General features: G+C 41.9%; 31 protein-coding genes. 22 read left to right on the top strand and 9 right to left on the bottom strand.

Annotation, left to right across the window (positions count from 1 at the left end; translation table 11 throughout):
• From AB8P51_RS13725 to hisIE, 10 genes are all read left to right on the top strand, one after another.
• Positions 1–816 carry a prohibitin family protein gene (locus tag AB8P51_RS13725; RefSeq protein WP_369749423.1) on the top strand — a complete coding sequence of 272 codons (816 nt, stop codon included), beginning with the start codon at positions 1–3 and terminating at the stop codon, positions 814–816.
• Between the two features lie 190 nt (positions 817–1,006).
• The gene (hisG, locus tag AB8P51_RS13720; RefSeq protein WP_369749422.1) at positions 1,007–1,861 is read left to right on the top strand and encodes an ATP phosphoribosyltransferase; all 855 of its coding nucleotides are present in this window, start codon (positions 1,007–1,009) and stop codon (positions 1,859–1,861) included.
• Positions 1,862–1,866: 5 nt separating this feature from the next.
• Positions 1,867–3,171 (top strand): histidinol dehydrogenase, encoded by a 1,305-nt coding sequence (gene hisD, locus AB8P51_RS13715; protein ID WP_369749421.1) that lies wholly within the window; start codon positions 1,867–1,869, stop codon positions 3,169–3,171.
• 1 nt (position 3,172) lies between these two features.
• Positions 3,173–4,237, top strand: coding sequence for a histidinol-phosphate transaminase (gene hisC / locus AB8P51_RS13710; protein WP_369749420.1), 1,065 nt, complete (start codon positions 3,173–3,175; stop codon positions 4,235–4,237).
• Positions 4,234–5,382, top strand: coding sequence for a bifunctional histidinol-phosphatase/imidazoleglycerol-phosphate dehydratase HisB (gene hisB, locus AB8P51_RS13705; RefSeq protein WP_369749419.1), 1,149 nt, complete (start codon positions 4,234–4,236; stop codon positions 5,380–5,382). Before hisC ends, hisB begins: the two co-directional genes overlap by 4 nt.
• A 10-nt stretch (positions 5,383–5,392) precedes the next feature.
• Positions 5,393–5,974 (top strand): imidazole glycerol phosphate synthase subunit HisH, encoded by a 582-nt coding sequence (gene hisH, locus AB8P51_RS13700; RefSeq protein ID WP_369749418.1) that lies wholly within the window; start codon positions 5,393–5,395, stop codon positions 5,972–5,974.
• On the top strand, positions 5,975–6,751 hold the full coding sequence (locus AB8P51_RS13695; protein ID WP_369749417.1) for a HisA/HisF-related TIM barrel protein: 777 nt from the start codon (positions 5,975–5,977) through the stop codon (positions 6,749–6,751). It begins immediately after the preceding gene.
• Entirely contained in the window at positions 6,748–7,269 is a 522-nt protein-coding gene (locus AB8P51_RS13690) for a DinB family protein (protein WP_369749416.1), read from the top strand. Before AB8P51_RS13695 ends, AB8P51_RS13690 begins: the two co-directional genes overlap by 4 nt.
• The gene (hisF, locus tag AB8P51_RS13685) at positions 7,270–8,043 is read left to right on the top strand and encodes an imidazole glycerol phosphate synthase subunit HisF (RefSeq protein ID WP_369749415.1); all 774 of its coding nucleotides are present in this window, start codon (positions 7,270–7,272) and stop codon (positions 8,041–8,043) included. It begins immediately after the preceding gene.
• Positions 8,044–8,055: 12 nt separating this feature from the next.
• A complete protein-coding gene (gene hisIE, locus AB8P51_RS13680; protein ID WP_369749414.1) occupies positions 8,056–8,652 on the top strand; it encodes a bifunctional phosphoribosyl-AMP cyclohydrolase/phosphoribosyl-ATP diphosphatase HisIE in 597 nt (198 codons plus the stop codon).
• Positions 8,653–8,686: 34 nt separating this feature from the next.
• Here the strand turns inward: hisIE and AB8P51_RS13675 are convergent, their stop codons facing one another.
• Positions 8,687–9,502: a DUF1853 family protein gene (locus tag AB8P51_RS13675; RefSeq protein WP_369749413.1), complete on the bottom strand. Its 816-nt coding sequence runs from the start codon at positions 9,500–9,502 to the stop codon at positions 8,687–8,689.
• Between the two features lie 78 nt (positions 9,503–9,580).
• Between AB8P51_RS13675 and AB8P51_RS13670 the strand changes: the two genes are divergently transcribed.
• On the top strand, positions 9,581–10,726 hold the full coding sequence (locus AB8P51_RS13670; RefSeq protein ID WP_369749412.1) for a VWA domain-containing protein: 1,146 nt from the start codon (positions 9,581–9,583) through the stop codon (positions 10,724–10,726).
• A gap of 26 nt (positions 10,727–10,752) precedes the next feature.
• A complete protein-coding gene (locus AB8P51_RS13665; protein WP_369749411.1) occupies positions 10,753–12,222 on the top strand; it encodes a magnesium chelatase in 1,470 nt (489 codons plus the stop codon).
• Between the two features lie 69 nt (positions 12,223–12,291).
• Here the strand turns inward: AB8P51_RS13665 and AB8P51_RS13660 are convergent, their stop codons facing one another.
• The 3 genes from AB8P51_RS13660 to AB8P51_RS13650 all read right to left on the bottom strand — a co-directional run bounded on the left by AB8P51_RS13660 (position 12,292) and on the right by AB8P51_RS13650 (position 14,659).
• Positions 12,292–12,759 carry a hypothetical protein gene (locus AB8P51_RS13660; protein ID WP_369749410.1) on the bottom strand — a complete coding sequence of 156 codons (468 nt, stop codon included), beginning with the start codon at positions 12,757–12,759 and terminating at the stop codon, positions 12,292–12,294.
• 150 nt (positions 12,760–12,909) lie between these two features.
• Positions 12,910–14,130 (bottom strand): DUF418 domain-containing protein, encoded by a 1,221-nt coding sequence (locus AB8P51_RS13655; RefSeq protein ID WP_369749409.1) that lies wholly within the window; start codon positions 14,128–14,130, stop codon positions 12,910–12,912.
• A gap of 88 nt (positions 14,131–14,218) precedes the next feature.
• On the bottom strand, positions 14,219–14,659 hold the full coding sequence (locus AB8P51_RS13650; protein ID WP_369749408.1) for a hypothetical protein: 441 nt from the start codon (positions 14,657–14,659) through the stop codon (positions 14,219–14,221).
• A 129-nt stretch (positions 14,660–14,788) separates the two neighbouring features.
• Between AB8P51_RS13650 and truA the strand changes: the two genes are divergently transcribed.
• The 8 genes from truA to AB8P51_RS13610 all read left to right on the top strand — a co-directional run bounded on the left by truA (position 14,789) and on the right by AB8P51_RS13610 (position 21,048).
• The gene (gene truA, locus AB8P51_RS13645; protein WP_369749407.1) at positions 14,789–15,574 is read left to right on the top strand and encodes a tRNA pseudouridine(38-40) synthase TruA; all 786 of its coding nucleotides are present in this window, start codon (positions 14,789–14,791) and stop codon (positions 15,572–15,574) included.
• Positions 15,575–15,611: 37 nt separating this feature from the next.
• Complete coding sequence (corA, locus tag AB8P51_RS13640; protein WP_369749406.1) at positions 15,612–16,700, top strand: magnesium/cobalt transporter CorA; 1,089 nt, start codon at positions 15,612–15,614, stop codon at positions 16,698–16,700.
• Positions 16,701–16,773: 73 nt separating this feature from the next.
• Positions 16,774–17,643 (top strand): alpha/beta hydrolase, encoded by an 870-nt coding sequence (locus AB8P51_RS13635; RefSeq protein WP_369749405.1) that lies wholly within the window; start codon positions 16,774–16,776, stop codon positions 17,641–17,643.
• Positions 17,636–18,445 (top strand): alpha/beta hydrolase, encoded by an 810-nt coding sequence (locus AB8P51_RS13630; RefSeq protein WP_369749404.1) that lies wholly within the window; start codon positions 17,636–17,638, stop codon positions 18,443–18,445. The genes AB8P51_RS13635 and AB8P51_RS13630 overlap by 8 nt, the downstream gene beginning before the upstream one ends.
• 268 nt (positions 18,446–18,713) lie before the next feature.
• Positions 18,714–19,214: a Dps family protein gene (locus AB8P51_RS13625; protein ID WP_369749403.1), complete on the top strand. Its 501-nt coding sequence runs from the start codon at positions 18,714–18,716 to the stop codon at positions 19,212–19,214.
• Positions 19,215–19,263: 49 nt separating this feature from the next.
• Positions 19,264–20,166: a mechanosensitive ion channel family protein gene (locus AB8P51_RS13620; protein WP_369749402.1), complete on the top strand. Its 903-nt coding sequence runs from the start codon at positions 19,264–19,266 to the stop codon at positions 20,164–20,166.
• Between the two features lie 44 nt (positions 20,167–20,210).
• The gene (locus AB8P51_RS13615; RefSeq protein ID WP_369749401.1) at positions 20,211–20,759 is read left to right on the top strand and encodes a hypothetical protein; all 549 of its coding nucleotides are present in this window, start codon (positions 20,211–20,213) and stop codon (positions 20,757–20,759) included.
• Positions 20,760–20,802: 43 nt separating this feature from the next.
• Entirely contained in the window at positions 20,803–21,048 is a 246-nt protein-coding gene (locus tag AB8P51_RS13610; protein ID WP_369749400.1) for a hypothetical protein, read from the top strand.
• A 52-nt stretch (positions 21,049–21,100) separates the two neighbouring features.
• Here AB8P51_RS13610 and cysM read toward each other — a convergent pair whose 3' ends face one another.
• Entirely contained in the window at positions 21,101–21,985 is an 885-nt protein-coding gene (gene cysM / locus AB8P51_RS13605; RefSeq protein WP_369749399.1) for a cysteine synthase CysM, read from the bottom strand.
• Positions 21,975–22,769, bottom strand: coding sequence for a serine O-acetyltransferase EpsC (gene epsC / locus AB8P51_RS13600; RefSeq protein WP_369749398.1), 795 nt, complete (start codon positions 22,767–22,769; stop codon positions 21,975–21,977). The genes cysM and epsC overlap by 11 nt, the downstream gene beginning before the upstream one ends.
• Positions 22,770–22,864: 95 nt before the next feature.
• Here epsC and AB8P51_RS13595 point away from each other — a divergent pair, with 95 nt between their 5' ends.
• Positions 22,865–23,542, top strand: coding sequence for a DUF2461 domain-containing protein (locus AB8P51_RS13595; RefSeq protein WP_369749397.1), 678 nt, complete (start codon positions 22,865–22,867; stop codon positions 23,540–23,542).
• Here the strand turns inward: AB8P51_RS13595 and AB8P51_RS13590 are convergent.
• Both AB8P51_RS13590 and AB8P51_RS13585 read right to left on the bottom strand, forming a co-directional pair.
• A complete protein-coding gene (locus tag AB8P51_RS13590; RefSeq protein WP_369749396.1) occupies positions 23,534–23,944 on the bottom strand; it encodes a glyoxalase in 411 nt (136 codons plus the stop codon). The genes AB8P51_RS13595 and AB8P51_RS13590 overlap by 9 nt on opposite strands.
• A 94-nt stretch (positions 23,945–24,038) precedes the next feature.
• Positions 24,039–24,560, bottom strand: a complete 522-nt coding sequence (locus tag AB8P51_RS13585; protein WP_369749395.1) for an HAD hydrolase-like protein — start codon at positions 24,558–24,560, stop codon at positions 24,039–24,041.
• 214 nt (positions 24,561–24,774) lie between these two features.
• Here AB8P51_RS13585 and AB8P51_RS13580 point away from each other — a divergent pair, with 214 nt between their 5' ends.
• Complete coding sequence (locus tag AB8P51_RS13580; RefSeq protein WP_369749394.1) at positions 24,775–25,176, top strand: acyl-CoA thioesterase; 402 nt, start codon at positions 24,775–24,777, stop codon at positions 25,174–25,176.
• 1 nt (position 25,177) lies between these two features.
• Here the strand turns inward: AB8P51_RS13580 and AB8P51_RS13575 are convergent, their stop codons facing one another.
• Positions 25,178–26,461 (bottom strand): dipeptidase, encoded by a 1,284-nt coding sequence (locus AB8P51_RS13575; protein ID WP_369749393.1) that lies wholly within the window; start codon positions 26,459–26,461, stop codon positions 25,178–25,180.
• Positions 26,462–26,518: the final 57 nt, after the last annotated feature.

Here is a 26,518-nt window from a genome sequence, read left to right as displayed (position 1 = left end):
ATGGACAAACTTCCAAAAATTGCTTTACCCGCAGTATTTATCATCATTGTATTGGTGATTTTAATTTCAAAATCAGCTATCACAATTGGCTCCGGAGAGGCCGGAGTTCTTTATCGAACCTTTGGAGATGGTGTAGTTACCGATGAACCACCTCTGGGAGAAGGATTTCACCTTGTAGCCCCCTGGAACAAGGTTTTTGTTTACGAAGTAAGACAACAGGAGGTATTTGAAAAAATGCAGGTACTTTCATCTAATGGACTGGAGATCAAACTGGATGCTTCTGCGTGGTTTGAGCCTAAGTTCGAGGACCTTGGAAAATTGCATCAGGAGAAAGGCGAGGCCTATGTGCAACGCATACTTTTACCCACAATTCGTTCAGCTGCCCGTAGTGTTGTAGGACGTTATACCCCGGAACAATTGTATTCCAGTAAAAGGGATGCTATTCAGGCTGAGATTTTTGAGGAAACTAAAAAGATCGTTGATGGTCAGTATATTCAACTAAATGAAGTTCTCGTAAGGGATGTTACACTGCCCCCAACTATCAAAGAGGCTATTGAAAGAAAGCTAAAACAGGAACAGGAATCCCTGGAATATGAATTTCGTCTGATCACGGCAGATAAAGAGGCCCAAAGGCAGATCATTGAGGCTCAGGGTAAGGCTGATGCCAACAGGATACTCAGTGCTTCCCTAACGGATAAAATCCTTCAGGACAAGGGAATTGAAGCCACGCTGAAACTAGCTGAATCACCTAATTCCAAGGTAGTGGTAGTGGGCTCAGGAGATTCTGGTTTGCCATTGATTTTAGGAAATAATTAGTAAGATCAAATTTTTGTAGGTTTAAAATAAATTCTACATTTGCCTCAGTATGAGAAAAAACAATACACATCATCATTTCCTCACTTGCCCTCAAGCAGGCTAGGATTGATTTGTTGTATTTACACGATATCCGGACCCGTTTGAGCAATCAAACGGGTTTTGTTTTTCAAGATTAAATAAAAGATAAGGCATGAAATTAAAAATCGCTATCCAGAAATCAGGTCGTCTCAACGAAGATTCCCTGAAAATTCTAAAGGACTGTGGTATCTCCATCGACAATGGGAAGGATCAGCTAAAGGCATCCGCCAGAAATTTTCCAATGGAAGTGTTCTACCTGCGCAATGGGGATATCCCCCAGTATTTGCGAGACGGGGTGGTAGATGTGGCGATCATAGGGGAAAATGTACTGGTTGAGAAAGGCGAGGACCTGAGAGTTGCCGAAAAACTTGGCTTTTCTAAATGCCGTGTATCCATCGCGGTTCCCAAGTCGAACAAATACGAATCTGTCAGGGACCTGGAGGGAAAACGAATAGCGACCTCTTATCCCAATACCGTAACCTCGTATTTAAAGAAAAAAGGGGTTGAAGCCGAATTGCATATTATTAGCGGATCTGTAGAAATCGCACCTAATATCGGTCTTGCCGATGCCGTCTGTGATATAGTTTCCAGCGGGAGTACACTTTTTAAAAACAACCTTAAGGAAGTAGAAAAAATACTCACCAGCGAGGCCGTTCTTGCCGTGTCACCCAACATTGGAGCCGAACAGGAGGAAGTATTAACAAAATTGCTTTTCCGGATACGCTCTGTACTCACGGCCCGATTGTCAAAATACGTACTGATGAATGTGCCCAATGATAAGATTGATACTATCATCAGTTTGCTTCCAGGGATGCGTAGTCCGACAGTTCTGCCTTTGGCTGAAGAAGGATGGAGCTCAGTACACACGGTTATCAACAGAGATAAATTCTGGGAGGTAATAGACGAATTAAGACAGGCAGGTGCAGAAGGTATTCTGGTTTGTCCAATAGAAAAAATGGTAATATAATCCCAATGGAAAAGTATTTCAATCCGGCACGCGAAGAATGGGAATCCTTACTTGCCCGCCCTACCCAGACGGTTGATGATATCGAGAACACGGTGCGTTCAATTTTCTCAGATGTTGAAGAAAGGGGCGATGTGGCTGTGATTGAATTTACAGCGAATTATGACAGGGTCACCCTGGAGTCTTCATCAGTTACGCCTCAGGAACTACAATCAGCTGCTGAAGCCCTGGGAGAACCTTTAAAGAAAGCCATACAAAGGGCATATACCAATATCTGGAAATTTCACGAAGCTCAGAAAACATCAGTTTTAAAGGTTGAAACTTCGCCCGGGGTTAGCTGCTGGCAAAAGAAAAAACCAATTCAGAAAGTGGGCTTGTATATCCCCGGTGGAACAGCCCCCTTATTCTCAACCATCCTTATGCTGGCGATTCCTGCTAAAATTGCCGGATGCAGTGAAATTGTCATATGCAGTCCGCCCGACAAAAACGGAAACCTTCCTGCTGTGGTTTTGTATACAGCTGCTCTCTGTGGAGTTTCAAAGGTGTATAAAGTAGGAGGGATACAGGCTATAGCTGCCCTCACTTTTGGAACGGAGACTATCCCCAAAGTATTTAAGATATTCGGCCCGGGTAACCAGTATGTTACAGTTGCCAAACAGTTGGCCACCCGCTATGGCGTTTCTATAGATATGCCGGCAGGACCGAGTGAATTGCTTGTAATGGCCGATGACACCGCAGTTCCTGAATTTATCGCTTCCGACTTGCTGAGTCAGGCTGAACACGGTGTGGATAGTCAGGTAATTCTGGTTACCACCTCAAAGACCCTTTTGGAGGAAGTTGAAGAGGAAGTCAGATTGCAGCTCAGGAATCTCCCTCGAAAGGAAATCGCCAATGCAGCTATCTCTAATAGCAAACTCATCTATATCCCTGATGCGGCTGCGGCCGTAGACCTGATCAATGAATACGGACCTGAGCACTATATCCTGTGTGTTGCCGATGAAGAATACTATCTTGAAAATACCATTAATGCAGGATCAGTTTTTATTGGGAACTATACCCCTGAAAGTGCAGGAGATTATGCTTCAGGGACTAATCATACCCTGCCTACGAATGGATACGCAAGGCAGTATAGCGGTGTAAACCTCGACAGTTTTATGAAGAGCATTACCTTTCAGAAAATCACAAAAGCGGGTATATTAGATCTTGGGGAAACCATTGAGATTATGGCGGAGGCTGAGGGACTACAGGCCCATAAAAATGCGGTGACCCTTAGACTGGCAAGTATTAAAAATTCGATTAAAGCAGATACCTAGGATGAGTACAGAGAAAAAATCATCCCCGTTTAACCTGCAACGGCTCGTAAGAGAAAACGTCAGGAAAATGACGCCCTATTCTTCGGCCAGGGATGAGTATGTCTCTGATGGATCAGAAAAAATATTCCTTGACGCCAATGAAAATCCCTTTGAGAATGGCTTAAACCGATATCCCGACCCCAGGCAACGAAATCTGAAATCGGAAATAGCAAGCAGAAAAGGAATTAGTGAAAGTAAGATCTTACTGGGCAATGGCAGCGACGAAGTATTAGACCTGCTTTTCCGGGCCTTTTGTGAACCTGCAAAAGACAAGGTGATTACAGTACCTCCCACCTACGGGATGTACGGGGTTCTGGCTTCCCTGAATGATGTGGGGAATACAAAAGTTGAGATGAAATCTGATTTCACTCTTGACCTCAGGAAGATAAACGAGGCGGTGGATGCAAATACCAAACTCATATTTATCTGTTCCCCCAACAATCCGACCGGGAATAGCATACCTGCAGAGCAAATTGAGGCACTTTTAGGCTTTTTTAATGGTCTGGTGGTCATAGATGAGGCTTATATCGATTTCTCTGAACAGAAGAGCTGGACAGAATCACTTGAGGAGTATCCCAACCTCGTGGTCACTCAGACCTTTTCCAAGGCGTATGGGATGGCGGGAATAAGATTGGGATTGTGTTTTGCCTCCGAAGAGGTCATCACTGTACTCAACAGAATAAAACCACCGTATAATGTGAATGAACTTACGCAGAGAAAGGCGATGGATCGCCTGAAGAACTGGGATCTTATTCAGGAAGAAATCAACATCCTTCGATCTGAAAGAGAAAAGTTAAAAAAGGCAATGGCACCTCTTTCTTTCGTGAAACAAGTGTATCACAGTGATGCCAACTTTATCCTTGTGAAAGTCGATAACGCAGACAAGCGCTACGAGGAATTATTAAATCAGGGATTCATTGTAAGGAACCGGACAAATCAACCCCTTTGTTCAAATGGCCTTCGCTTTACTATTGGCACTCCATCAGAAAACGACCGTTTGATCACGGCATTAAATAAAATGAAATGAAAAACAGCTCCAAGACAAAAGTGTTGTTTATAGACAGGGACGGCACCCTTATCAGGGAACCGGCTGACGAACAGATCGATGCGTTTGAAAAGTTAGATTTCTACCCAGAAGTATTCACCTTCCTGGGGCGGATTGCTCGTGAGTTGTCCTATGAACTGGTCATGGTCACCAATCAGGACGGTTTGGGCACTGAGGCCTTTCCCGAAGATACTTTCTGGCCCGTTCAGGAATTTATAATGAAAACCCTGGAAAAAGAAGGAATTGTTTTTCAGGAGGTCTTTATCGACAAAACCTTTCCTGAACAAAATGCAGATACCCGAAAACCGGCAACCGGACTGCTGACAAAATACTTTTCTGAAGACTACGACTTAGAAAATTCCTATGTTATTGGCGACAGGCTTACCGATATTGAACTTGCAAAAAACCTGGGAGCGAAAGGGATTTTCATCAATAATAATACAGAGTTGGGGAATGATGAACTGATCGCGGGAATGGAAGAAATTACTTCCTGTATAGCCCTGGAAACCAATTCATGGAAAGAGATTTACAATTTTTTAAGGGTAGAAGACCGGGTAGCGCATCATGAAAGGAAGACAAAGGAAACCCAGATTTCGATCCGCCTAAACCTTGATGGGAAAGGGAAGAGTAACATTTCAACAGGCCTTCCTTTTTTTGATCATATGTTAGACCAGATTGCAAGACACGGGCAATTGGATCTGGAGATTGGGGTTAAGGGGGATCTGGAAATTGATGAACACCATACAATTGAAGACACTGCCATCGCACTGGGAGAAGTATTTCACAAGGCATTGGGGTCGAAACTCGGGATAGAACGCTATGGGTTCTGCCTTCCTATGGACGACTGTCTGGCTCAAGTTGCCATCGATTTTGGCGGCCGCAACTGGCTGGTTTGGGATGCTGAATTCAGGAGGGAAATGATAGGAGATATGCCTACTGAAATGTTTGTACACTTTTTTAAATCCTTTACGGATGGTGCCAAGGCAAATCTTAACATCAAGGCAGAGGGGACAAACGAGCATCACAAAATTGAGGCGATTTTTAAGGCCTTTGCCAAGGCCATCAAAATGGCGGTAAAACGCGATACGGACAAAATGATATTGCCTTCAACAAAAGGTACCTTATAAGGAGTATACTATGAAAATCGTTATTATCGACTACGGTGCTGGTAATATTCAGAGTATTCAGTTTGCCCTGGAACGTCTGGGGTATTCGGCCGTACTCTCTGATGATCCCAATGAAATCAGAAATGCGGACAAGGTGATCTTTCCCGGTGTGGGAGAAGCCAGCAGTGCGATGAAAAAATTAGTAGAAAGTGGTCTCGATAAGGTTATTCCTGAATTAACACAGCCCGTTCTTGGGATTTGTCTCGGGATGCAACTCATGTGCGCATCTTCTGAGGAAGGTAATACCAAAGGTCTAGGCATTTACGAAGTGGATGTGGTGAGGTTTAGCAGGAAGGTGAAAGTACCGCAGATCGGCTGGAATCAGATCAGGGAATTAAAATCACCCTTATTCAAGGGAATACCTGAGAATGAATACATTTACCTGGTGCACAGCTATTACGCTCCCTTAAATAAGGATACCATCGCAGTAACCGATTATGAACTACCCTACAGTAGCGCTATGGGGAAAAACAATTTCTGGGGAGTGCAATTTCATCCTGAGAAAAGCAGTGATATCGGGGAGCGGATATTAAACAATTTTATCAACCTGTAAATGAGGATAATTCCGGCAATAGATATCATCGAAGGAAAATGTGTCCGTCTCTCAAAAGGAGATTACAGTACACAAAGGGTATACAATGAAAACCCGCTTGAGGTAGCGAAGTCTTTTGAGGCGCACGGGATCAGATATTTACACCTGGTAGATCTGGATGGGGCAAAGTCGAATCACATTGTAAATTACAAGATCCTTGAAGAACTGTCTTCTAAAACCTCATTGCAGATCGATTTTGGGGGCGGACTCAAATCGGATGAGGATCTGAAAATAGCCTTCGAATCGGGTGCCCAACAGATAACCGGCGGAAGTATAGCTGTAAAGAACCGTTCTACTTTTCTTGCATGGCTGGAACAATACGGGGCTGATAAAATAATTTTAGGGGCCGATGCTATGCATGAAAAAATTGCCGTATCGGGTTGGCAGGAGGGTTCTGACCTCGAATTAATTCCGTTTATCAGGGAATATCAGCAGCAAGGGGTAACCTACGTGATATGTACAGATATTAGTAAGGACGGGATGCTGCAGGGTCCCTCTACAGAACTCTATATAAAAATTCTGAAAGAGGCCAGTGGTAATACTTCGGAGGCGGAAGTGCCCAAAACCTCAAAGGAAAAATCTAACATGCTTAAGTTAATAGCAAGTGGTGGTATTACCACTATGGACGATGTTCATACCTTGAAATCCCTGGGCTGCGAGGGGGCCATCCTGGGTAAGGCTATATATGAGAATCGGATAGCCCTTAAAGAATTGGAAACCTATATCCTGAACGCATGAGTACCACCGGGTCAGAATTGAGTAAAGAAATAAAGAAAAATACCATTTACAGGATGGATGAAAGCCTGCGAATGGTAGAAAAGAGTATTGATGAAATAAGTGAAGAAGAAGTGTGGCACAGGCCAAATCAGGCTTCCAATAGTATTGGTAATATCATGGTGCATTTGTGTGGAAATATCACCCAGTATGTACTAGCCGGAATAGGAGGTAAGAAAGATATGCGCCAACGCGATGCGGAATTCAATATCAGTGGAGGAATCAGCAAAGAGCAACTGATGGCAGATCTGAAGAGTTTAATTGAACAGGTAAAGGAGTTGGTGGAAAGCCTGACGGACGAACAGTTGATAAAATATTATAAAGTTCAGGGCTTTAATTTAAGCGGTATTGGAATTCTGATGCACGTAGTGGAACATTTTTCCTATCATACGGGGCAGATTGCCTATTGGGTTAAATACTTAAAAGCAAAGGACCTTGAGTTTTACTCAGGAATCGACCTGAACACAAAGAATGAGAATTAGATGTTGACAAAACGAATTATCCCTTGTCTTGATATAAAAAACGGCCGTACCGTAAAAGGGGTGAATTTTGTGGATCTGAGAGACGCCGGAGATCCGGTTGAACTGGCAGAACGATATGCGGAAGAAGGAGCAGACGAGCTCGTGTTTCTCGATATCTCTGCTACGGAAGAAGAGCGCAAAACCCTGGCCAGGCTGGTGAAGAGTGTTGCAGAAAGGGTGAATATTCCTTTCACTGTAGGAGGGGGTATTTCTTCGGCCTCAGATGTTAGTATGCTCCTGAACAACGGAGCGGATAAAATTTCTGTCAATTCCTCAGCCGTAAAAAATCCGGCCCTGATTGACGAGTTGGTAGCAAAGTTTGGCTCACAATGTATCGTTGTGGCCATAGATGCCAAATTGTTAAAGGGAGAATGGAAGGTGCATTTGGCAGGAGGGAAGGTGCCTACGGATTTAGATTTATTTGAATGGGCCAGGGAAGTTGAAAAACGGGGGGCAGGGGAAATCCTATTTACCTCCATGAATCACGACGGCACTAAAAATGGATTTGCCAACGAGGCTCTTGCCGAATTGTCACAATGTGTTAATATTCCCATTATTGCTTCAGGAGGAGCAGGACAGCCACAGCATTTTCTCGATACCTTTGTAGAGGGAAAGGCCGATGCTGCATTGGCTGCCAGCGTTTTTCATTTTAAAGAAATTGGGATATGGGACTTAAAGGAATACCTTTCAAAGAACAATATCCCGGTACGTAAAAGAGTTCAGGTGCAACCTTAAAATAGGGTAAATATGAAAATAGACTTCGCAAAAAACAAGGATGGGTTGGTTCCCGCAATCATACAGGATGTTAACACAGAACAGGTTCTGATGTTGGGATATATGAATCAGGATGCGCTGGATAAAACAATGAAAGATGGGAGGGTGACTTTTTATAGCAGGACAAAAAAGCGTCTCTGGACAAAGGGGGAGGAGAGTGGTAATTATTTGGAAGTCGTAAATATTCAACCCGATTGTGACCTTGATACTTTGCTGATAAAGGTAGTTCCGAAAGGCCCCACCTGTCACAAAGGCACCGATACATGCTGGGGAACTGAAAATAAAATGTCCTATGGATTTTTATCAGATCTCGAAAAGATTATCGCAGACAGGCAGAGTAATGCAACAGGAGAAAAAAGCTACGTAGCTTCATTATTTGAAAATGGTATAAATAAAATCGCTCAGAAAGTGGGGGAAGAGGCCGTAGAAGTTGTTATTGAGGCCAAGGACAACAACGATAATTTATTCCTTAGCGAAAGTGCTGATCTGCTATTCCATTTCCTTATACTTCTGCGTGCCAAGGGATATGATCTGGACTCTGTAGTTAGTGTTTTACAGGACAGACATTAAGTACGCAGGCAGTTTTTGTCTCAATAACCTGAAGTCACCACCAGACTACAAAGAATTTCTTGTATTCGCCATTACTTTTTCTCATCCAGACCATTGGAGAGCTATGCTTGAGCATTCTGAGATTGATTTCAAGTAATAGATTAAACTGATTTATCCAACTTACTTCTTCATAAGGCTTTAATACCCATTCATCCTTGGAAGGTAAGTAGTACATATAATCCTCAAATTCCCCGGAATTAAACTGTTCGAAGCGAAGCCAGAATCCGGAAATACAGTTCTGATTCAAAGGTCTTATTCCTATCTGATCGGCGGTAAACGGAGTAAATAGTTGTGCTTTAAAACAGGTTTGTTGTTTTAGCTGATCAGCTTCCAATCTTCTTTCCTGCAGCGCTGCCCTTCCTTCTTTTGTGTAGGGCAATGTAAACTGTTTATCTTTCAGCTTATCAAGTTTGGTATAAAACATATCCCTTCGGTTAGGCCCTACTAATCTGTAGATCGGTTCGCTGATCTCATTGTCGATAAGATAAAATTTATAGGTCAGTTCCAGGTGTATAAGACTATTATCTGAAGTATCACGCAAAAGAAAATCGAGCTCTCCCAGTGTTATGTTTACTCTTTGAATTACGATATTTCGTTCAATGAGCTCATAACTGCTCTGTTTTTCCATTGCAGCTTTAAAAACAAGTTCCATTTTGTGACCTAGTCGCATCCTTGAAGGGATCGTAAATTCTAGTACTTCTTTTAGGTCTATTTCAGGAAATATGAATTGTTCAATACCAAATTGCTGACGGGTCCATAAAGGGTGTGTACTTAAAAAGGCAGCGGTAAGTTTTCGGGAAAAGGAAGACATCGATTACGAAGTTAAACGAAACCGTTAAGGTTTGTATAAAAGGCTGACGCATTTTGCGAAATATAGTATTTTTATGATATGGCTATGAAATCTAGAACGGGTTTTCGTTTTACTACCTACAATGCTCCGGAGCAATCTCCTTTTGAAAAGCTTTTTGAAATATTCCAGGAATTAATTACCCATACCTCAGGCGATGTGGATGAAGCGTTGGATTGGCTTCGGGAACTCGATAAGGAATACGACCTTACCGATGAGGATTATACCATCGATGATTTTATTGAAGACCTGAAGGCTAAAGGATTCCTGAGAGAAGAGTTGGAGCAGGGGCAAGGAGGAGAAGGTGAAGGGACACCGGGTGAAGGATCTCTGTCGATTACAGCGAAGATGGAGAGGATCATCAGACAGCGGGCACTTGAACAGATTTTCGGAAAGATAAAGCGAAGTGGCTCAGGGAACCATCGTACAGGAAAATCCGGCCTGGGTGATGAACATACAGGGGACTTCAGGGAATATCGTTATGGTGATTCTCTTGACAGGATCTCTATGACTGAAAGCCTGAAAAATGCACAGGTGAACCACGGGCTGGATGCATTTTCACTTACAGAGGATGATCTTGTAGTAGAAGACACCCACCACAAGGCTCAGATGAGCACTGTGCTGATGATCGACATCAGTCATAGCATGATTCTCTACGGAGAAGACAGGATCACTCCGGCAAAAAAAGTTGCCATGGCCCTGGCCGAACTTATAACTACCCGCTATCCCAAAGACACACTCGACATACTGGTCTTTGGCAACGACGCCTGGCCAATTCCGATTAAAGACCTGCCCTACCTGAAAGTAGGACCTTATCACACCAATACGGTGGCCGGACTCCAGTTGGCGATGGATATGCTTCGAAGGAAGAAAAACACCAATAAGCAGATCTTTATGATCACAGATGGGAAGCCCAGTTGCCTGCGATTGCCAGATGGCAATTATTATAAAAACAGCGTTGGTCTCGATGATTTTATTGTGGAGAAATGCTACAACATGGCCAGACAGGCTCGAAAATTACACATCCCTATAACCACTTTTATGATTGCACAGGATCCGTATTTAAAGCAATTTGTGCGGCACTTTACGGAGGCAAATAAAGGGAAAGCCCTGTTCACAGGTTTGCAGGGATTGGGAGAAATGATATTTGAGGATTACGAAAAGAACAGAAAAAAAAGATTGAAATAAAAGAAAAAAGAAAAGGAGAAGTGGATATGAAATTAGATTATAACAATATTAAAACACTGGGCGACCTCCGTAAGTCGGGCTATAAATCCCAGGGAATAAAGGATGAATTGAGAAAAAATCTCATAGAGCGCATAAAAGAAGGGAAACAGACCTTTGCTGGTGTTTGGGGGTATGAAGATTCAGTTATTCCTGAACTGGAGAGAGCCATCCTATCGAGACACAATATCAATCTTCTGGGACTAAGGGGGCAGGCTAAGACCAGGTTGGCTCGACTCATGGTGAATCTCCTCGATGAATATATCCCTGTTGTGGAGGGATCTGAAATCAATGATGACCCACTGGCCCCGATATCCAGATACAGTAAACAACTAATAGAAGAAAAGGGAGACAAAACGCCAATCTCATGGCTTCCCCGGGAAGAAAGATTTTACGAAAAGCTCGCGACACCAGATGTTACGGTGGCCGACCTTATTGGGGATGTCGATCCGATAAAGGCCGCCAACCTGAAACTTTCTTACGCCGATGACCGAGTGATCCATTTTGGAATGATTCCCCGGGCAAACCGCTGTATTTTTGTTATCAATGAGTTGCCTGATCTGCAAGCCAGAATTCAGGTATCTCTATTCAATATTCTGCAGGAAGGGGACATCCAGATAAGGGGCTTTAAATTGCGTTTACCGCTCGATATCCAGTTTGTTTTTACGGCGAATCCTGAGGATTATACCAACCGGGGCAGCATTGTAACTCCACTGAAAGACAGGATTGGATCACAGATTCTGACACACTATCCGAAGGAAGTACAGACTGCCAGAAAAATTACCGAGCAGGAAGCCAATTTAGACCAGGACCAAGCCGGGATGATTCATGTGCCTGAACTGGCCAAAGATCTCCTGGAACAGATAAGTTTTGAAGCCAGATCCAGCGAATATGTAGATGCAAAAAGCGGTGTGAGTGCCCGCACAAGTATTACTGCATTTGAAAACCTCCTTAGTACAGCTGAACGCAGAGCGCTTTTACAGGGGACTTCGCAAACTACCGTCCGTCTGTCAGATTTTATTGGAGTGATTCCGGCCATTACCGGAAAAATAGAACTTGTTTACGAAGGAGAACAGGAGGGAGCAGATACGGTGGCCATGATGCTTATTGATGATGCCGTAAAAAGCCTGTTCCCCAATTATTTTCCGGCAATCCTGAAGCTGGAACAAAAAAATGCAGAAGGACCCTATGATGATCTGATCTTATGGTTTTTTGACCGGGATGGAATTGAGTTAGCGGATGATCTGAGCGAAGAGGAATACAGAAAACTATTGGATGATATTGCTCCCCTGCAGGACCTCATTCGCAAGCATCAGCCCAAGGCAACAGAAAAGGATTCCTATTTTCTCAGGGAGTTTCTCCTTTGGGGACTGGTGGTTCACAAGAAGCTCAGTAAACAGCGTTATAAAAAAGGATACAAGCTCAAGGATCTCTACGGAGGTTTTATTAGCAAGCTATAAAAAAACCCCGCTCAAGCGGGGTTTTTTGTGCTGCCATAGCACGAGTCCTATGTCTAATTGCATAAGGGACTAAAGTTCATTAATTCGGTCATATCTGTAAGGACCCAGGCGATCTCTTCTGTGTTGAAAAGTGGTTAAGGTAAGGAGGATCAAAAGTGCCTGCATAAGCAGTATCAGGATGCCAACAGGAAGGAATGTCGGTGGGAACACATGTTCTGAATAGTCAAAATAGGTCAGAAGAACATACAGGGTCTCTGCCATTTTAAAAAGATACACCGGAAGGATGGCGTACATGGCAAATTCAATGGTCCGTAATGAGTTTAAAGGGATACTATTGTCTCTGTCTGCCCTCAAGAGGGAATTCAGAAAATACACATGTATCAAAACCAGAAAAGCGAAAATGTAGTTGTCGATTTTAAGAAAATAAAACTTGTTGGTATACAGGCCATAAAAACCGGTAATAACAATAAGTGGAAGAAGGCTGAAGGAAAGCAAAAAGCATTTATTCCAGGGTATAATTCTCAATACATTCTTCATGGGAAGTTCGACTTGCTTTTTGATTTTTCCTACTTAGAACGAGGGGGGTGTTTGCTTTATTTGAAAAAAATCGTTGAACTGCAAGGAATGTTGAGTATCTCAAAAAAGTTGTGGTGAATGGCTGTAAAAATTACCCGGGCAAGAAAACACCTAGTTGCTCTTAGATCTTAGAAAGGGATAGATTGTAAAAAAGGTAAGACTGCGCCACAGCCACTCGAAAGGACCATAGTAAAAGCGTTTCATCCACCATTTGCTAATCAGAACCTGCACTATAATAAGAAGTATGGCCAAACCAAAGGAAACAGTGTTGCTCAGTTTTCCAATATAACCCAGCCCCCAGCTGTAAAATACAAATGTGCCGGCAATACTTTGAAAAACGTAGTTGGTAAGGGCGGTCCTGCCGTAAGGTGTGAAGCTATCGAGTCGTTTCTTCCATTTCTCTGACCGGTATATCATGACAAAAAGACACAGGATGATAAATGTGAGGGCAACGTTTACCAAATCAAAACCTGTCAGCCCCAGCATGGCAATCCAACTATTAAATTCAGGTTCTGGCCCCAGTTGCATAAATGAGCCGGCTGTAATTACAATAGCAATGCACAGCAAAATTACCGATCCCCATAACAGGTCCTTCACCAGTTGCCTCTTTTCCAGGTAGTTTCTGAAAAAATCAATTTTTCCGGTATAAAGACCGAGGAGAAAAAAGCCAAATGTGAGATAGCCCCTTGAGAAAATTCCCAATTGAAAATCCATTTTCATTACATGGCCTTCCCAGGCGTTGGTTTTGAAAACTTCCCAGATGGATCCTTCAGACAAGACATTAAAATACTGAATGATATCCGGACTATCCGGGCTAAAAGAACCTGAAACGAATAAATTATCACCCTGGGTAAATAAAAAGACAAGATACCTTCCTAAACCCAGGAAAAGAACCATAGAGGAGACTAGAATCCATTGTTTTTTCAGTCTGTAAAATGGAACAAGGAATACACCCAGGAGGGCATAAATTGTAAGAATATCACCGCGATAAAAAAGACTGTGGAGATAACCGATAAACAGGAGAAGGGCCAACCGACAAAGAAAACGAAACTGGTAGCTTTGTCCTTTCAGATCTGCATTCTTCATTTGAATAAAGAAACTCAGACCAAAGAGGAAAGAGAAAAGGGCAAAGAATTTGCCTCTTAGAAAAAGGAGAATAAATCCATCAATCACATAGTCAAATGTCCCCTGATGCGCCGCATCCATAGCCCCTTCAGGGACTGGTGCGGCGATATAGTTTTCCACCATATGAACGATCACTATCCCCGCCAGGGAGAAGCCCCTTAAAGCATCAATAATCTCAATACGTGGTTTCTTCTGAGGCTCTGCCATTACTTATTTTTAAAAGGGATCACCATTCAAGTAATGGTATTTACCTGCAGTTTAATATTCGTTTAAAACCAAAGGGAATCACTTTATACTATGCGATCCATGTTTTTCTTTCACTTAAGCGTGCAAAAAAGACCAGAAGGATTGCGATGATTATGACCATAGATGGAATAATTATAGCCTCTGTTTTACCATAGACTTCCGTGGCGTTTGTCATAAAGAAGCCATATCCAGTTTGAACCAAAACGCCGAGCAGGGAAAGCCCCAAAGCCGATTTAGCCCATTTCTTGCGCAATAATAGTCCAATACATCCTGCTGCCCCAAACCACACGGCAATGGCAAATGCAGCTGTCACCCAGGCAGGGGTGTTTTCCATAAGTTCCACCTGTGCTGCTGTCATCTCAGCTTTAATAGCTTCTTTCATAAAGGCGGTTCCCAGATAATTCATTACGCCCATAAGATTCCACAAAAGGGCAAGTACGCTGACCACCCAGTACCAGACGGGAGGTTTTGTTGTTGAATGTTTGTTCATCTTAGTTTGTTTTGGAAGTTGTTCCTACAAAGTACAAATTTTTTATATAGGCTGTAATACAGGGTTTCAATTGAAATGGAATAATTGACCTGCATTAATTGTAATATCTTTAATTCGTATTTGTAAAAAATGAAAGGAAAACATATTTATATCATCTGGTTGCAATATTTAGGTTTCAGATATAGTGGCTGGCAAAGACAACCGGGTCAGAAAACCGTGGAAGGCATGATCAGGAAGACCTTGAAATTTATACGTCCCGAAGAACAGTATAAAATCCTTGGATCAAGCAGAACGGATGCCAAGGTCTCTGCCCTTAAAACAGCCTTACAGCTGATCTCACAAAACCGACCTATAGAGGATGAAGAGGATTTTATTAATGATCTGAACCGAAATTTACCGTCTGATATTAGGATTCTTGGGATGGAAGAGGCTGGGGAGGGAATAAATATCATTAAGAATGCCTCCGACAAGGAGTACCATTATTTATTCTCATTCGGGGCAAAGAACCATCCGTATTGTGCCCCTTTTATGGCAAATTTTCTGGAAGATCTCGATTTACCGCTTATAAAACAATGTGCATCCTTGTTTGAGGGCGAACACCACTTCCACAACTTTACCGCGCGCTTGCAGCCCGGATCCACAACCCTCAGAAGGATATCACATTGCCGAATCTCAGAAAACAATGAAATTCAGGCCAGTTTTTTTCCAAATAACAGTTATATGCTGAAGGTAAAAGGAGATGGGTTTATGCGGTATCAGATCAGGATGATCATGGGAGCCCTGGTGCTAGTCGGGAAAGGAGAGCTGCAGCCCGAATTTCTTACAGAAGCCCTTCAACAGGACCAAAAGTTAAATATACCTTATATAGCACCCGCCTCCGGATTGTACCTGAAGGATTTGGATCTCAAGGTGTGACGAATTGTTTTATATCTTTAAAGGAAACTAGCAATACATGGCCAAAATTCATTTACCGGGGAATAAAATTCACAAGAAGAAATTCAAAATTCACAAAAAAATCGGGAAGGCTCCGGGCACGATTACCTATATGGGGAATCGGGAAAATGCCATTAGTTCCCTGGATGTGATAGCATACAGCGATGAATATGCCGAAGAGTACAGTCCTGTACAGATTGAATCCCTGTTAGAACATAAAGAGAAGGAAGTAAAATGGATCAACCTGGTGGGTCTCAGTGATGAGGAATTTATAGGTAGCCTTGGTAGATCTTTCCAGTTAAACTCTTTGGTCCTCGAGGATGCTGTCCACACGGAACAGCGCCCAAAAATTGATGAGTATGAAGATTATATTTTTGGGGTTTTTAAAATGATCTACCTTGATGATCAGCAGAATATTATCATTGAACATGTAGCGCTGACCATGTTTAAACACCACGTGCTGGTATTTCAGGAGTTAAAGGAAGATGTCTTTAATTCTGTCAGACAACGAATCATTGGGAAGCACGGCAGAATACGGAGCAGGGGAGCCGATTATCTCTTTTTTGCCCTTCTGGATGCCATTATTGATAACTATTTCGCTGTCCTTGAGCACATCAGTGACCGTATAGAAACTCTGGAAGAGGAAGTCTATCAAAATCCCAAACCTCAAACAGCACAGAAGATACAGGGGTTGAAAAAAGAAGTTTTAAAGATACGCAGGTATGTGGCGCCGGTTAAAGAACTGGTTAGTCGTTTAATCGATTCAGAAAATCCACTGATCACAAGGGATACAAAACTATTTCTCAGGGATATTCTTGATCATTGCCTGGAGATCAATGAGAGTCTTCAGATTTATCGCGAAATGGTAATGAGCCTGATGGAAATGTACATGAGTAACATGAGTAACAAAATGAATGAGGTGATGAAAGTACTGACTGTTATGGCCTCTATCTTTATTCCTCTAACTTTTATCGTTGGTATTTATGGGATGAACTTTGATAATATGCCGGAGTTACACTGGGAAAAAGGTTACTATATGGTTTGGGGTCTTATGATTGTTCTCCTTATACTGATGCTGATTTACTTTAAGAAAAAACGCTGGATTTGACAGGAGATAACTCCGGTAATGTACCAGGACCACTCTTCTCAATTATTTTGTATTTTAAACCCAAATTCATGGTATGCCAAATTGGGCCTATGTATTGATATTCCTGGTCATAATATACCTGATGGTTAGTGTTTTGTTATACTTTCTGCAGGATTATCTAATGTTCAAACCGGAAAAACTTCCTACTGATTTTCAGTTTTACTACGAAAATCAGGTTACAGAAGAGTATCATGTGGAGACAAGGGATGGAGCCATCATTAACGGTTTGCGATTCAAGGCCAAAAACCCAAAAGGAATAGTCTTTTACCTGAAGGGAAACTCAAAAAGCATAAAAGGCTGGGGCAAATTTGCCGTAGATTTTACCCGCCATGGCTACGATGTACTAATGGTGGATTACCGGGGTTTTGGGAAAAGTACAGGCCGGAGAACTCAAAAAGCCATTAAACGGGATATGCAGGTCATCTACAATAAAATAAAAGAGAAAGTAGAGGAACGGTATATTATTCTTTACGGCAGATCTCTGGGCTCGGGTTTTGCAGCCAAACTGGCCTCTATGAACAATCCCAGAATGCTGATACTCGATGCCCCGTATTACAGCCTCCGGCATGTGGCTAAAAAGTATATCCCTTTTATGCCTTTATCGCTTCTACTTAAATTTCCGATGCCCACCTATAAATGGCTGAAGTATGTTCAATGTCCTATTCATATCATTCATGGTACGGATGATCAGCTAATACCCTATAAGTCGAGCATTAAACTATCTAAAATAAACCCGGAACGAACCACTTTGTACACTATCATTGGAGGCGGACACAAGGATTTAAACAGTTTTGAGTCGTATCACAGGATGCTTTACGACATCATTTCTAAAGAACCAAAAAAGATCGAAACTGAACCTACTGGTAATAAGGCAAATCAAAGTACTACTCAGCCTTATGCGTAAATTTGTAAAGGTCATCTTAGGTTTGACCGCCGGAATCTTAATCGTCTTAAGTATGCTGTACTACCTTCAGGAGAAGCTTATTTTTCTACCCACAAAATTAGATAATCAGTATCAGTATAGTTTTGAAGAGCCCTTTGAGGAGTTCTTTATTACAAGACCGGATGGAGCCCGACTTAACGCACTTCATTTTAAAAGAGATAATCCCCGGGGAATTATACTCTATTTTCATGGCAACGCCGGGAATCTGGATCGCTGGGGGGAAGAGGTTTTGGGACTTGTAAGGCGCAATTACGACCTCGTTGTAATGGATTACCGTACCTATGGTAAAAGCAGCGGGAAACTCAGTGAGACCGCTTTGCTAGAAGATGCTCAGGCTTTTTATGACTACGTTGCTGAGATTAATGACAAGAAAAAGATTATCCTTTTTGGCAGATCGCTGGGCACGGCCATGGCCTCATATCTTTCCTCCAGAAATCAGACTTCTATGCTGATCCTCGAAACCCCGTTTTACAGTTTGCTTGACGTGGCAAAAGAAAGGTTTCCAATATTACCTGTAGATATGTTGATGAAGTATCCCTTTAAGACGCATCTTTACCTGCAGGATACAAATTGCCCTATCGTTATCCTACAGGGTGACCAGGATAGGGTAGTGCCCATTTCATCGGCTTTAAAACTCTTTCAAAGTCTTGAAGGGAAGCAACGGACCTTCGTTAAAATTGAAGGGGGCAGTCACAATAATTTAAAAACATTTGACGACTACCAGCTGGCACTAAATAAACTGCTGACGCCCCATACTTTCTAGTAATCTTTCCTTATTTAAAATTTCGAACTGCTAAATAATTTGGGAAACATAAGTTGATTTAACACATCCTTTTGTTAAAATATCTTAATCGCCGTTAAACAGTGTTAAATCACTTGACAAATCTTGTATATCCTTTATATTGAGGGTGTTGGAATGATTAAATATTCTCTTTTAAAGGCATCCGCCTCACAATAGCCAAAATTCTATTGGCATTTCTAAAGACTTCACTTCCAACAAAAAACATTTTTTTAACGAAAACTTTAACGCTATGAATTATTTAAATATCAAAGAAGAAAAACTATTGCCTGTAGTAATTGAACTCAATACACTACTTGCAGAATATCACCTGTACTACCAGAAGCTGAGAAATTTTCACTGGAATGTACTGGGACAAAATTTTTTCGACCTGCATGCGCAGTTTGAAACGATGTATACCGATGCCAGGGTAAAGATCGATGAGATCGCCGAGAGGATCCTGACGTTGCGTTACCATCCCATGAGTAACCTCAGTGCCTATCTAAAGACGGCCACCATTGAAGAGAGTACCGGGAAAATGGAAGATCGTGAAATGATTGCCGATACCTTAAAAGCCCATAGCATACTCTTGAAACAAATGGGAAAGGTAATTGAAAAAGCAAATGCCATAAATGACGAGGGAACGATCGACTTAATCGGGGCCTACGTAAGGGAACTGGAAAAGACAAGTTGGATGTTGAACGCATGGAACAAGGACAAAAAAGGCGAATTAAATACGGCATCAATCATCTAAGTCGATTCGAATGCTAAAAGAATTATTAACCTTTAAATCACCTTTTTTAATGAAAGAAGAACTACAATCATCGTTTGATATATTACTAAATAAACTTTCCGACTGGGGATCTGCATTCGTAGAAAACCTGCCCAATATAGTATTGGCGATTACGGTACTACTGGCAGCGTATTTCGTAGCCCGGTATACAAGTAAAGGAGTATCTAAACTCGTATCAAAAAGAGTACCTCAGAAGTCGATTACCAACCTGATCTCTAACCTTACTACAGTTGTAGTAGTACTCTTTGGCTTATTTCTGGCCTTGAGTATCCTGGATCTCAATGACGCCCTAATGTCATTATTGACGGGAGCAGGAGTAGCAGGACTTGTCGTGGGTCTGGCGTTGCAAGGTGCATTGTCGAACACGATCTCCGGGGTAGTTCTCTCCTTCAGAAAGAATATCCGCATTGGAGATTGGATTGAAACCAATGGCTTTGCCGGTGAAGTAGTGAAGATTAATCTAAACAACTTTATCATTAAAGAAGCAGATAATAACAAAGTCATAATACCGAATAAGACCATTCTTGAAAATCCACTTAAGAATTTCACCCTGACCAACAGAATGCGTGTGGTTCTGGGATGTGGAGTAGGTTATGAATCTGATCTGGATTTTGTCGAAAATCTGACCAAAAATACCGTAAAGGAAGCAATAGATCAGGTAGAAACAGTGGATGACGTAGAATTCTATTTTGAGGAATTTGGAGGAAGCTCTATAAACTTTATTATCAGATTCTATATCACCAGTGAAAGTGCAATTGAGAAACTAAGGGCTAAGAATACAGTCATTAAAGCGTTGAAAAAGGCGTTCGATAAAGAAGGTATTAATATTCCTTTCCCTATCAGGACCCTTGAATTCAAAACAGGCTTAAACGTAAATACAAAGCAGGTAGCTGAGGCATTTTCCACAAACTAATTACAAGTTAAATCGAATTAATTATTAATCTTAAAATTTAAAATATGAATCATATATATCAAAAAATCACATTGACCGCATTAAGTATACTGACATTTTCTTTCGGGTTTTCCCAGGAGCCAATGTCAGAAGATGAAGCGAGAACTTTCAGAACCGATACCGTAGCCACGGAGACCCTGGAAAAGACCTATAAACTCTATGAAAAGGGAGAATTGATTAAAAATTCAGTAAAGGTAACATCAACCCAGACACAGAAAATACAATTAGATGGGGAAGACAAAGGCCGAGTCAATCAGGATAGGGTAATACCAAAGAAAACCATCTATAAGACTGTAAAAATTGATCTGGACCAGGACGAGGAATACGATGAGATGATCCGCTTCAGCTATAATGCCGATGTAAAATCAGATTTTGTCCTCCTGCTAAATGAAAATGAACTGTATGTAGCCGTAGGAGAGGGTGAAAATCTGATGATCACAGAAAATACAGATCTCACCAGGGATGCTGTAAATAAAGGAAAAGAGGTATTCGTCTTTACCGATAACGAGGGAAACAGAATTTCATTCAAAGTTGAGGAATACCAGATAATGTAATACCAGTTCATAAACAGTTATTAATAATAAAAAACAGAATATTATGAAGATAAGAAGAATATTATTTGCCTTAACCATGCTGATTAGTTTCAGCTTACTTACCCTGAGTTGCAGGGAAACAAAATCTACAGAAGAAAAAGTAGAAGATACCATTGAGGAGGTTGGCGATAGCATGGAAGAAGGGGCTGAAGAAGTAGAAGACGCTATTGAAGACGGAGCCGAAGAAGTAGGCGATGCAGTTGAAGATGGAGCAGAGGAAGTAGAAGATGCTGCAGATGATTCCATCTGATCTGTCTTGCAGATAGAAAAAAGTGTACCTGAGGGGGTGCACTTTTTTTGCTTTAATTGAATAGATCTGACGATAAATAACGATCTCCCCGGTCGCAGATGATGGAAACAATAACACCTTCCTCGAGTTCTTTAACTAGCTTTAATGCAGCTGCTGTAGCTCCGCCACTGCTCATACCTGCGAAAATACCTTCTTCCTTCGCCAGGCGTTTAGTCATGGCTACGGCCTCCTTTTCACTTACTTCAAGGATGCGGTCGACCTTTTTTGGCTCAAAAATCTTAGGGAGGTATTCCTTTGGCCATTTTCTGATACCCGGAATACTCGATTCGTCTGTAGGTTGTACCCCAACAATTTGAATGTTACTATTTTGTTCTTTCAGATAAGTAGAGGTGCCCATGATCGTTCCCGTGGTGCCCATTGAGGAAACAAAATGGGTAACTTTTCCCTTTGTATCACGCCATATTTCAGGCCCCGTACTTTTGTAATGTGCTTTCCAGTTATCGTCGTTTGCAAATTGGTTGACCATCATGTACCCTTCCTCTTTTACCCTGGATTCGGCATAGTCTCTGGCGCCCTCAATTCCCTTGTCTGCCGGTGTTAGGATAACTTTTGCCCCATAGGCACGCATGGTCTGTACTCGTTCTTTTGTAGCATTTTCCGGCATCACAAGCTCTATTTTAAGCTTAAAAAGACTCGCAATCATAGCAAGGGCTATTCCTGTATTACCGCTGGTAGCCTCGATAAGTTTCGTGTTATTCGTATAATCCCCTCTTTCGAGTCCGGCTGCTATCATATTCAATGCTGCTCTGTCCTTCACGCTGCCACCCGGATTTTGACCTTCCAGCTTAAAGTACAATTCAACCCCTGGATTGTCATTTAAGGCTTTAGACTTTACCAAAGGTGTATTTCCTATAAGATCCGTAAGATTAAATGACATTGTCCTGTGTTCTGATTTCAATTTCGGGAGTGTGATAAACTTTTGAATTAGGAGGAACAGAGCCGGTGAGCCACGCATTTCCACCTATTATTGAATTTGCTCCAATAACAGTTTCTCCACCCAGGATAGTGGCATTGGCATAAATAGTGACATTGTCCTCAATAGTTGGGTGTCTTTTTGTATTGCTAAGACTTTTGGTGACGTAAAGAGCTCCAAGGGTAACCCCCTGATAGATTTTGACGTGATCATGGATGACTGCAGTTTCTCCGATAACGACTCCGGTGGCATGATCGATAAAGAAAGATTTCCCAATACGAGCTCCTGGATTGATGTCAACACCGGTTTGCCTGTGGGCATATTCTGTCATCAGTCTGGGGACAAGGGGAAATTTCTTTTTGTATAATTCATGAGCCAGGCGGTATATGGCTATGGCATAAAACCCCGGATAGGCCAGATAGACCTCTTCAATGGAAAGTGAGGCCGGGTCACAAGCTGCTATGGCCTCAGCGTCTAAATTGAGTTTCTCAAGTATTTTAGGCAGGGACTGAAAATATTCCTCCCAAATAGAGGAACACAATTTATCAGGATCCCAGCAGGCCAGTTTTACCAGCTGGTCGAATCGCTTTTCCAGTTCCGGAAGGTTTTCTTCAAAAGGCGTTTCTATGTCGAAAAGAGAGAGAAATAACAGGTCGGTAAAGGCCTCCGTTTCCCTTTTGAGCCTGAAATTGAGGTTAGGTTGAATCTTATTCTGCCTGATTTTATTGATGATCCCCTTTCTGTCCATGGTATTTATTTGCAAACTAAAATTAACCAATAATTAAAAAGGACCTTCTTTAAAAAGGATAACTTTATTACAAAACTTCAAAAGACCTAAGCTTTATGGAGACTAACAGAATTGGCAAAGAATCCCTTGAATTCCTAAAAACATTGTCTGTCAACAACAATCGCGACTGGTTTCAGGATAACAAAAAAGAATTCAAGGAACACGAAAAGAACGTCAAAGAGTTTTTTATATCACTCATGGAACGGATGAAACAACATGACGAGATTGATAAATTTAAGTTGTTTCGTATTTACAGGGATGTGCGTTTTTCCAAGGACAAAACACCCTATAAAACCCATTTCGCCGGATCTTTTAGCAGGGCCGGAAGTGCCTTGAGAGGAGGATATTATGCAAGGATTAAACCCGGGGAGACCTTTATCGCTGCTGGATTTTGGGAACCTAACAAGGAAGACCTGTTGCGAATACGCAAAGAGCTGGAGGGAAATGCCGGGGAATTCCGGAAAGTCATTCAGAATAAAAAATTTAAAGATGTCTGGGGGAATCTGGAAGGGGAAGAACTTAAGACAGCCCCTAAGGGATTCGACAAGGAACATCCGGATATCGACCTCATACGAAAAAAACAATTCATCTTTGTTCGAAACTTTACCGACAAGGAGGTCTTGTCTCCTGAGTTTATTTCCACGGTTGACGATTCCTTCAAGGCTATCCGACCTTATTTTGATCTGATGAGTGAAATTCTCACTACAAATCTCAATGGCGAATCCTTATTGTGATAAGGAGGCAAGTTCGAATAACTGAACCTGATCTTTCAGTCGCTCTATCACCATATTCATCATTCGCTTATTGAGGGCTGAGGAATTCAGAATATAGTCTTCATATTCTTCTACGGTGAATTGCCCTATAACCATTCCCTTGAGCGAATTTCTGAATTTCATGTCTTTCTGGATGGCATGCTCAATATATTCGAGCTTTTTAGGCAAGGTAAGCCCGTGAAAGAAATTCTTGTGCTTTTGTACGTAATTCCGAAATGCTGCAATCAGAAGTGTATTCTGAAATTTGATAATCGGTCGTAAAGTGGCGTTTTGAAATTGTTCATCCCGACTCATTTCATCGGTGATCCGAGCATTTGGCAATAAAGGACGAAACCTCAGAAGCTCGGTAGATCTATCGTTCATCTTTGAAGTTTTAATAAAATTAGAAAATCCTCGAGGGGGCATTTCGCAAAAAATAATTACTTGTTAACGGCTTTATGAACAATGGACATTGAGCTTACAGCAATTCCTTGGCGATTTCTTCCCAGCTATTGACCCTTTCGAAGTGATTGGTGTGAATGTTGTGTGGTGAAGTGTAGAGCAGGGGTCGTCCTATAAAATTTTCCAGATTATGACTGCGGTCGTCAATGAGTATATCGCCCCTGAGAATCTTTTTATCCCCACACAGGATTCGATTCTTCCAATGAATAAAAGGAAAGTATTCATCTAGCCATTGATGCTTTTCGAGCAAGGAATTGGGAAATTGCATGGCCGCAGAGGCTACATATAAGGAGTATTCTTCATTTAATTCCTTAAGAACTTCAATGCTGCCAGGCATTGGCTTCAGGCTCCTGAAAAAGCCCTCGGCATAATAGTGCTGCCAAATACTTTCCTTTCTCGACACAGGAACCTTTTGCCAGACTTCATGGCCCATACATTCTTCCCTGGTAAGGCTTTCGCCAAATTCCTTGTTGTAATATTCAATATGGGCAGTGTAGGTGTCTGCCATTACTTCATCCATGTCGACGAAAAGGATCATAGGCTGCGCTTTTCAGTAAAATTCTTAAAAATCCCAATAAAAGTAAGGATGCTTTGGATTAGTTTAACAAAAGTCTTCGATTTTTAAGCTGCTTAAAATGGGAGTTGATAATTATACTGCTCTTGAATTACCAATTTGACAATTCTGTTAAATCCATGTGTTTACTTTACCAGAGCCGTCCTATTATTGGTAATTTAGCGTCAAATTTGCAACTATGAGATTTCACACCAGAAAATGGGTAAAACCCGAAGACCTCAACGCCAATCAAACCCTCTTCGGAGGCAGATTATTAAGCTGGATTGACGAAGAGGCCGCACTATATAGCATCATCCAGTTGGAAAACAAAAAGGTAGTAACCAAATATATGTCCGAAATCAATTTTATGAGTACAGCCCATCAGGGCGATATCGTAGAGATCGGGATAGAAGTCATTAAATTTGGGAAATCATCCCTGGTATTGAAATGTGAGGCGCGAAATAAAATGAACCGGGAAACCATTCTCACGGTAGACAATATCATAATGGTCAACCTTGATTCTGACGGGAAACCACTTCCACACGGAAAAACGAAAATTGAATACGTAAAAGACCGCCTGGCAGACGAGGAGGACGACTAAATTATTGCATCTCCTGAGCTACGGCCTGAACTTCATCAAGAACGCGAAGTAAATTCTCACCCCACAACTTTGCGATCTGTTCTTCAGTATATCCCCTTTTTACCAGTTCCAGAGTAACATTGAAGGTTTCTGAGGCGTCAGACCAGCCTTCAATTCCGCCACCACCGTCGAAATCGGAGCTTATCCCAACATGGTCAATCCCTATCAGCTTAACCATATAATCGATGTGATCCACAAAATCGGATACATCAACAGCAGGGGGCGCGTCAGCCTTTGTAGCTGCTAATTCTTTTCCAATTGCCATCACCCTCGGGTAATTTTCGATAAATTCAGCTCGCTGCTCAGGACTCAGGGTTCTGAATTGAGATCTTTCGTACCAGTTAACTCCTAGAGAATCAGCTACCTGCTGATAAACACCCTTCATGTACTCTTTATATTTCTTGTCCTTTTCAGTATTTAAATAGGAACTAAAGGCAACCGTCTGGACCACACCTCCGTTTTCTTTTAACCAGAGCAGTTGTTCATCATCAAGGTTCCGGCTGTGGTCACATAAGGCCCGGGCCGAAGAATGAGAAGCGATCAACGGAGCTTTACTCAGCTCGAACATTTGCTTTATGGATGACTTGGCAGGATGAGATATATCAATCATAATACCAAGTCTATTCATCTCATATACAGCCTTTTTGCCTAATTCACTTAAACCATTATGTAACCATACACTATCTGCTTCTCCCGTGTTTGAATCGGCGAACTGGCTGTGTCCGTTATGAGAGAGGGATACGTATCTGGCACCCATTTCGTGGTATTTTTCAAAATTAGCCAGATCCTCTCCCATGGGATAGGCGTTCTCCACCCCGATCATGGCTACTTTTTTACCTTCAGAGTGTAGTTTTCGCACATCATCTGAGCTAAGTGCCAATCCGATCTTATCAGGCGCTATTTCTTCGCATAATCGATGGATGGCATCAAATTTTGCCATCGCATTTTCTTCTGCTCGAACATAAGCAGTGGGCGTTAGTGAATCCTGTCCTGTGTAAACAATGAGCCAGGCGACGTCTAATCCGCCTTCTTCCATTTTTGGCAGATTTAACTGGGTTTTCAGCCTTTGGGTGTAATTAACACTGTCCGTGAAATTGTTGACATTGATATCATCATGAGTATCGATGGTAATTACATTTTCGTGAATTTTTTGTGCTTGGGCCATCAATGCTTCGATATCCTGTTTTTCGGATTCTGCACAGGAAAGGATCGACAAAAGGCAAATTAAAGGGATGAAATACTTCATATTACTCAGATTAGACCTACAAATAAAGCAATTTGACAACACATTCCATAGCCTAGG

The organism is Muriicola sp. SD30 (assembly GCF_041205185.1).
Lineage (GTDB): Bacteria > Bacteroidota > Bacteroidia > Flavobacteriales > Flavobacteriaceae > Muriicola.
Note: the sequence above shows the minus strand (reverse complement) of the source record. Positions and strands in the feature narration are given on the sequence as shown.

Excerpts from the sequence above, each read along its gene's own strand:
- hisF (WP_369749415.1), top strand. The coding sequence starts at position 7,270 with ATGTTGACAAAACGAATTATCCCTTGTCTTGATATAAAAAACGGCCGT.
- AB8P51_RS13625 (WP_369749403.1), top strand. The coding sequence starts at position 18,714 with ATGAATTATTTAAATATCAAAGAAGAAAAACTATTGCCTGTAGTAATT.
- hisIE (WP_369749414.1), top strand. The coding sequence starts at position 8,056 with ATGAAAATAGACTTCGCAAAAAACAAGGATGGGTTGGTTCCCGCAATC.
- AB8P51_RS13635 (WP_369749405.1), top strand. The coding sequence starts at position 16,774 with ATGCCAAATTGGGCCTATGTATTGATATTCCTGGTCATAATATACCTG.
- AB8P51_RS13675 (WP_369749413.1), bottom strand. The coding sequence starts at position 9,502 with ATGTCTTCCTTTTCCCGAAAACTTACCGCTGCCTTTTTAAGTACACAC.
- AB8P51_RS13590 (WP_369749396.1), bottom strand. The coding sequence starts at position 23,944 with ATGAACGATAGATCTACCGAGCTTCTGAGGTTTCGTCCTTTATTGCCA.
- AB8P51_RS13650 (WP_369749408.1), bottom strand. The coding sequence starts at position 14,659 with ATGAACAAACATTCAACAACAAAACCTCCCGTCTGGTACTGGGTGGTC.
- AB8P51_RS13610 (WP_369749400.1), top strand. The coding sequence starts at position 20,803 with ATGAAGATAAGAAGAATATTATTTGCCTTAACCATGCTGATTAGTTTC.
- cysM (WP_369749399.1), bottom strand. The coding sequence starts at position 21,985 with ATGTCATTTAATCTTACGGATCTTATAGGAAATACACCTTTGGTAAAG.
- AB8P51_RS13665 (WP_369749411.1), top strand. The coding sequence starts at position 10,753 with ATGAAATTAGATTATAACAATATTAAAACACTGGGCGACCTCCGTAAG.
- corA (WP_369749406.1), top strand. The coding sequence starts at position 15,612 with ATGGCCAAAATTCATTTACCGGGGAATAAAATTCACAAGAAGAAATTC.
- AB8P51_RS13585 (WP_369749395.1), bottom strand. The coding sequence starts at position 24,560 with ATGATCCTTTTCGTCGACATGGATGAAGTAATGGCAGACACCTACACT.
- AB8P51_RS13725 (WP_369749423.1), top strand. The coding sequence starts at position 1 with ATGGACAAACTTCCAAAAATTGCTTTACCCGCAGTATTTATCATCATT.
- AB8P51_RS13690 (WP_369749416.1), top strand. The coding sequence starts at position 6,748 with ATGAGTACCACCGGGTCAGAATTGAGTAAAGAAATAAAGAAAAATACC.
- hisH (WP_369749418.1), top strand. The coding sequence starts at position 5,393 with ATGAAAATCGTTATTATCGACTACGGTGCTGGTAATATTCAGAGTATT.
- AB8P51_RS13695 (WP_369749417.1), top strand. The coding sequence starts at position 5,975 with ATGAGGATAATTCCGGCAATAGATATCATCGAAGGAAAATGTGTCCGT.
- truA (WP_369749407.1), top strand. The coding sequence starts at position 14,789 with ATGAAAGGAAAACATATTTATATCATCTGGTTGCAATATTTAGGTTTC.
- AB8P51_RS13620 (WP_369749402.1), top strand. The coding sequence starts at position 19,264 with ATGAAAGAAGAACTACAATCATCGTTTGATATATTACTAAATAAACTT.
- hisD (WP_369749421.1), top strand. The coding sequence starts at position 1,867 with ATGGAAAAGTATTTCAATCCGGCACGCGAAGAATGGGAATCCTTACTT.
- AB8P51_RS13630 (WP_369749404.1), top strand. The coding sequence starts at position 17,636 with ATGCGTAAATTTGTAAAGGTCATCTTAGGTTTGACCGCCGGAATCTTA.
- hisG (WP_369749422.1), top strand. The coding sequence starts at position 1,007 with ATGAAATTAAAAATCGCTATCCAGAAATCAGGTCGTCTCAACGAAGAT.
- AB8P51_RS13615 (WP_369749401.1), top strand. The coding sequence starts at position 20,211 with ATGAATCATATATATCAAAAAATCACATTGACCGCATTAAGTATACTG.
- AB8P51_RS13595 (WP_369749397.1), top strand. The coding sequence starts at position 22,865 with ATGGAGACTAACAGAATTGGCAAAGAATCCCTTGAATTCCTAAAAACA.
- hisB (WP_369749419.1), top strand. The coding sequence starts at position 4,234 with ATGAAAAACAGCTCCAAGACAAAAGTGTTGTTTATAGACAGGGACGGC.
- AB8P51_RS13655 (WP_369749409.1), bottom strand. The coding sequence starts at position 14,130 with ATGGCAGAGCCTCAGAAGAAACCACGTATTGAGATTATTGATGCTTTA.
- hisC (WP_369749420.1), top strand. The coding sequence starts at position 3,173 with ATGAGTACAGAGAAAAAATCATCCCCGTTTAACCTGCAACGGCTCGTA.
- AB8P51_RS13670 (WP_369749412.1), top strand. The coding sequence starts at position 9,581 with ATGGCTATGAAATCTAGAACGGGTTTTCGTTTTACTACCTACAATGCT.
- AB8P51_RS13580 (WP_369749394.1), top strand. The coding sequence starts at position 24,775 with ATGAGATTTCACACCAGAAAATGGGTAAAACCCGAAGACCTCAACGCC.
- AB8P51_RS13575 (WP_369749393.1), bottom strand. The coding sequence starts at position 26,461 with ATGAAGTATTTCATCCCTTTAATTTGCCTTTTGTCGATCCTTTCCTGT.
- epsC (WP_369749398.1), bottom strand. The coding sequence starts at position 22,769 with ATGGACAGAAAGGGGATCATCAATAAAATCAGGCAGAATAAGATTCAA.
- AB8P51_RS13660 (WP_369749410.1), bottom strand. The coding sequence starts at position 12,759 with ATGAAGAATGTATTGAGAATTATACCCTGGAATAAATGCTTTTTGCTT.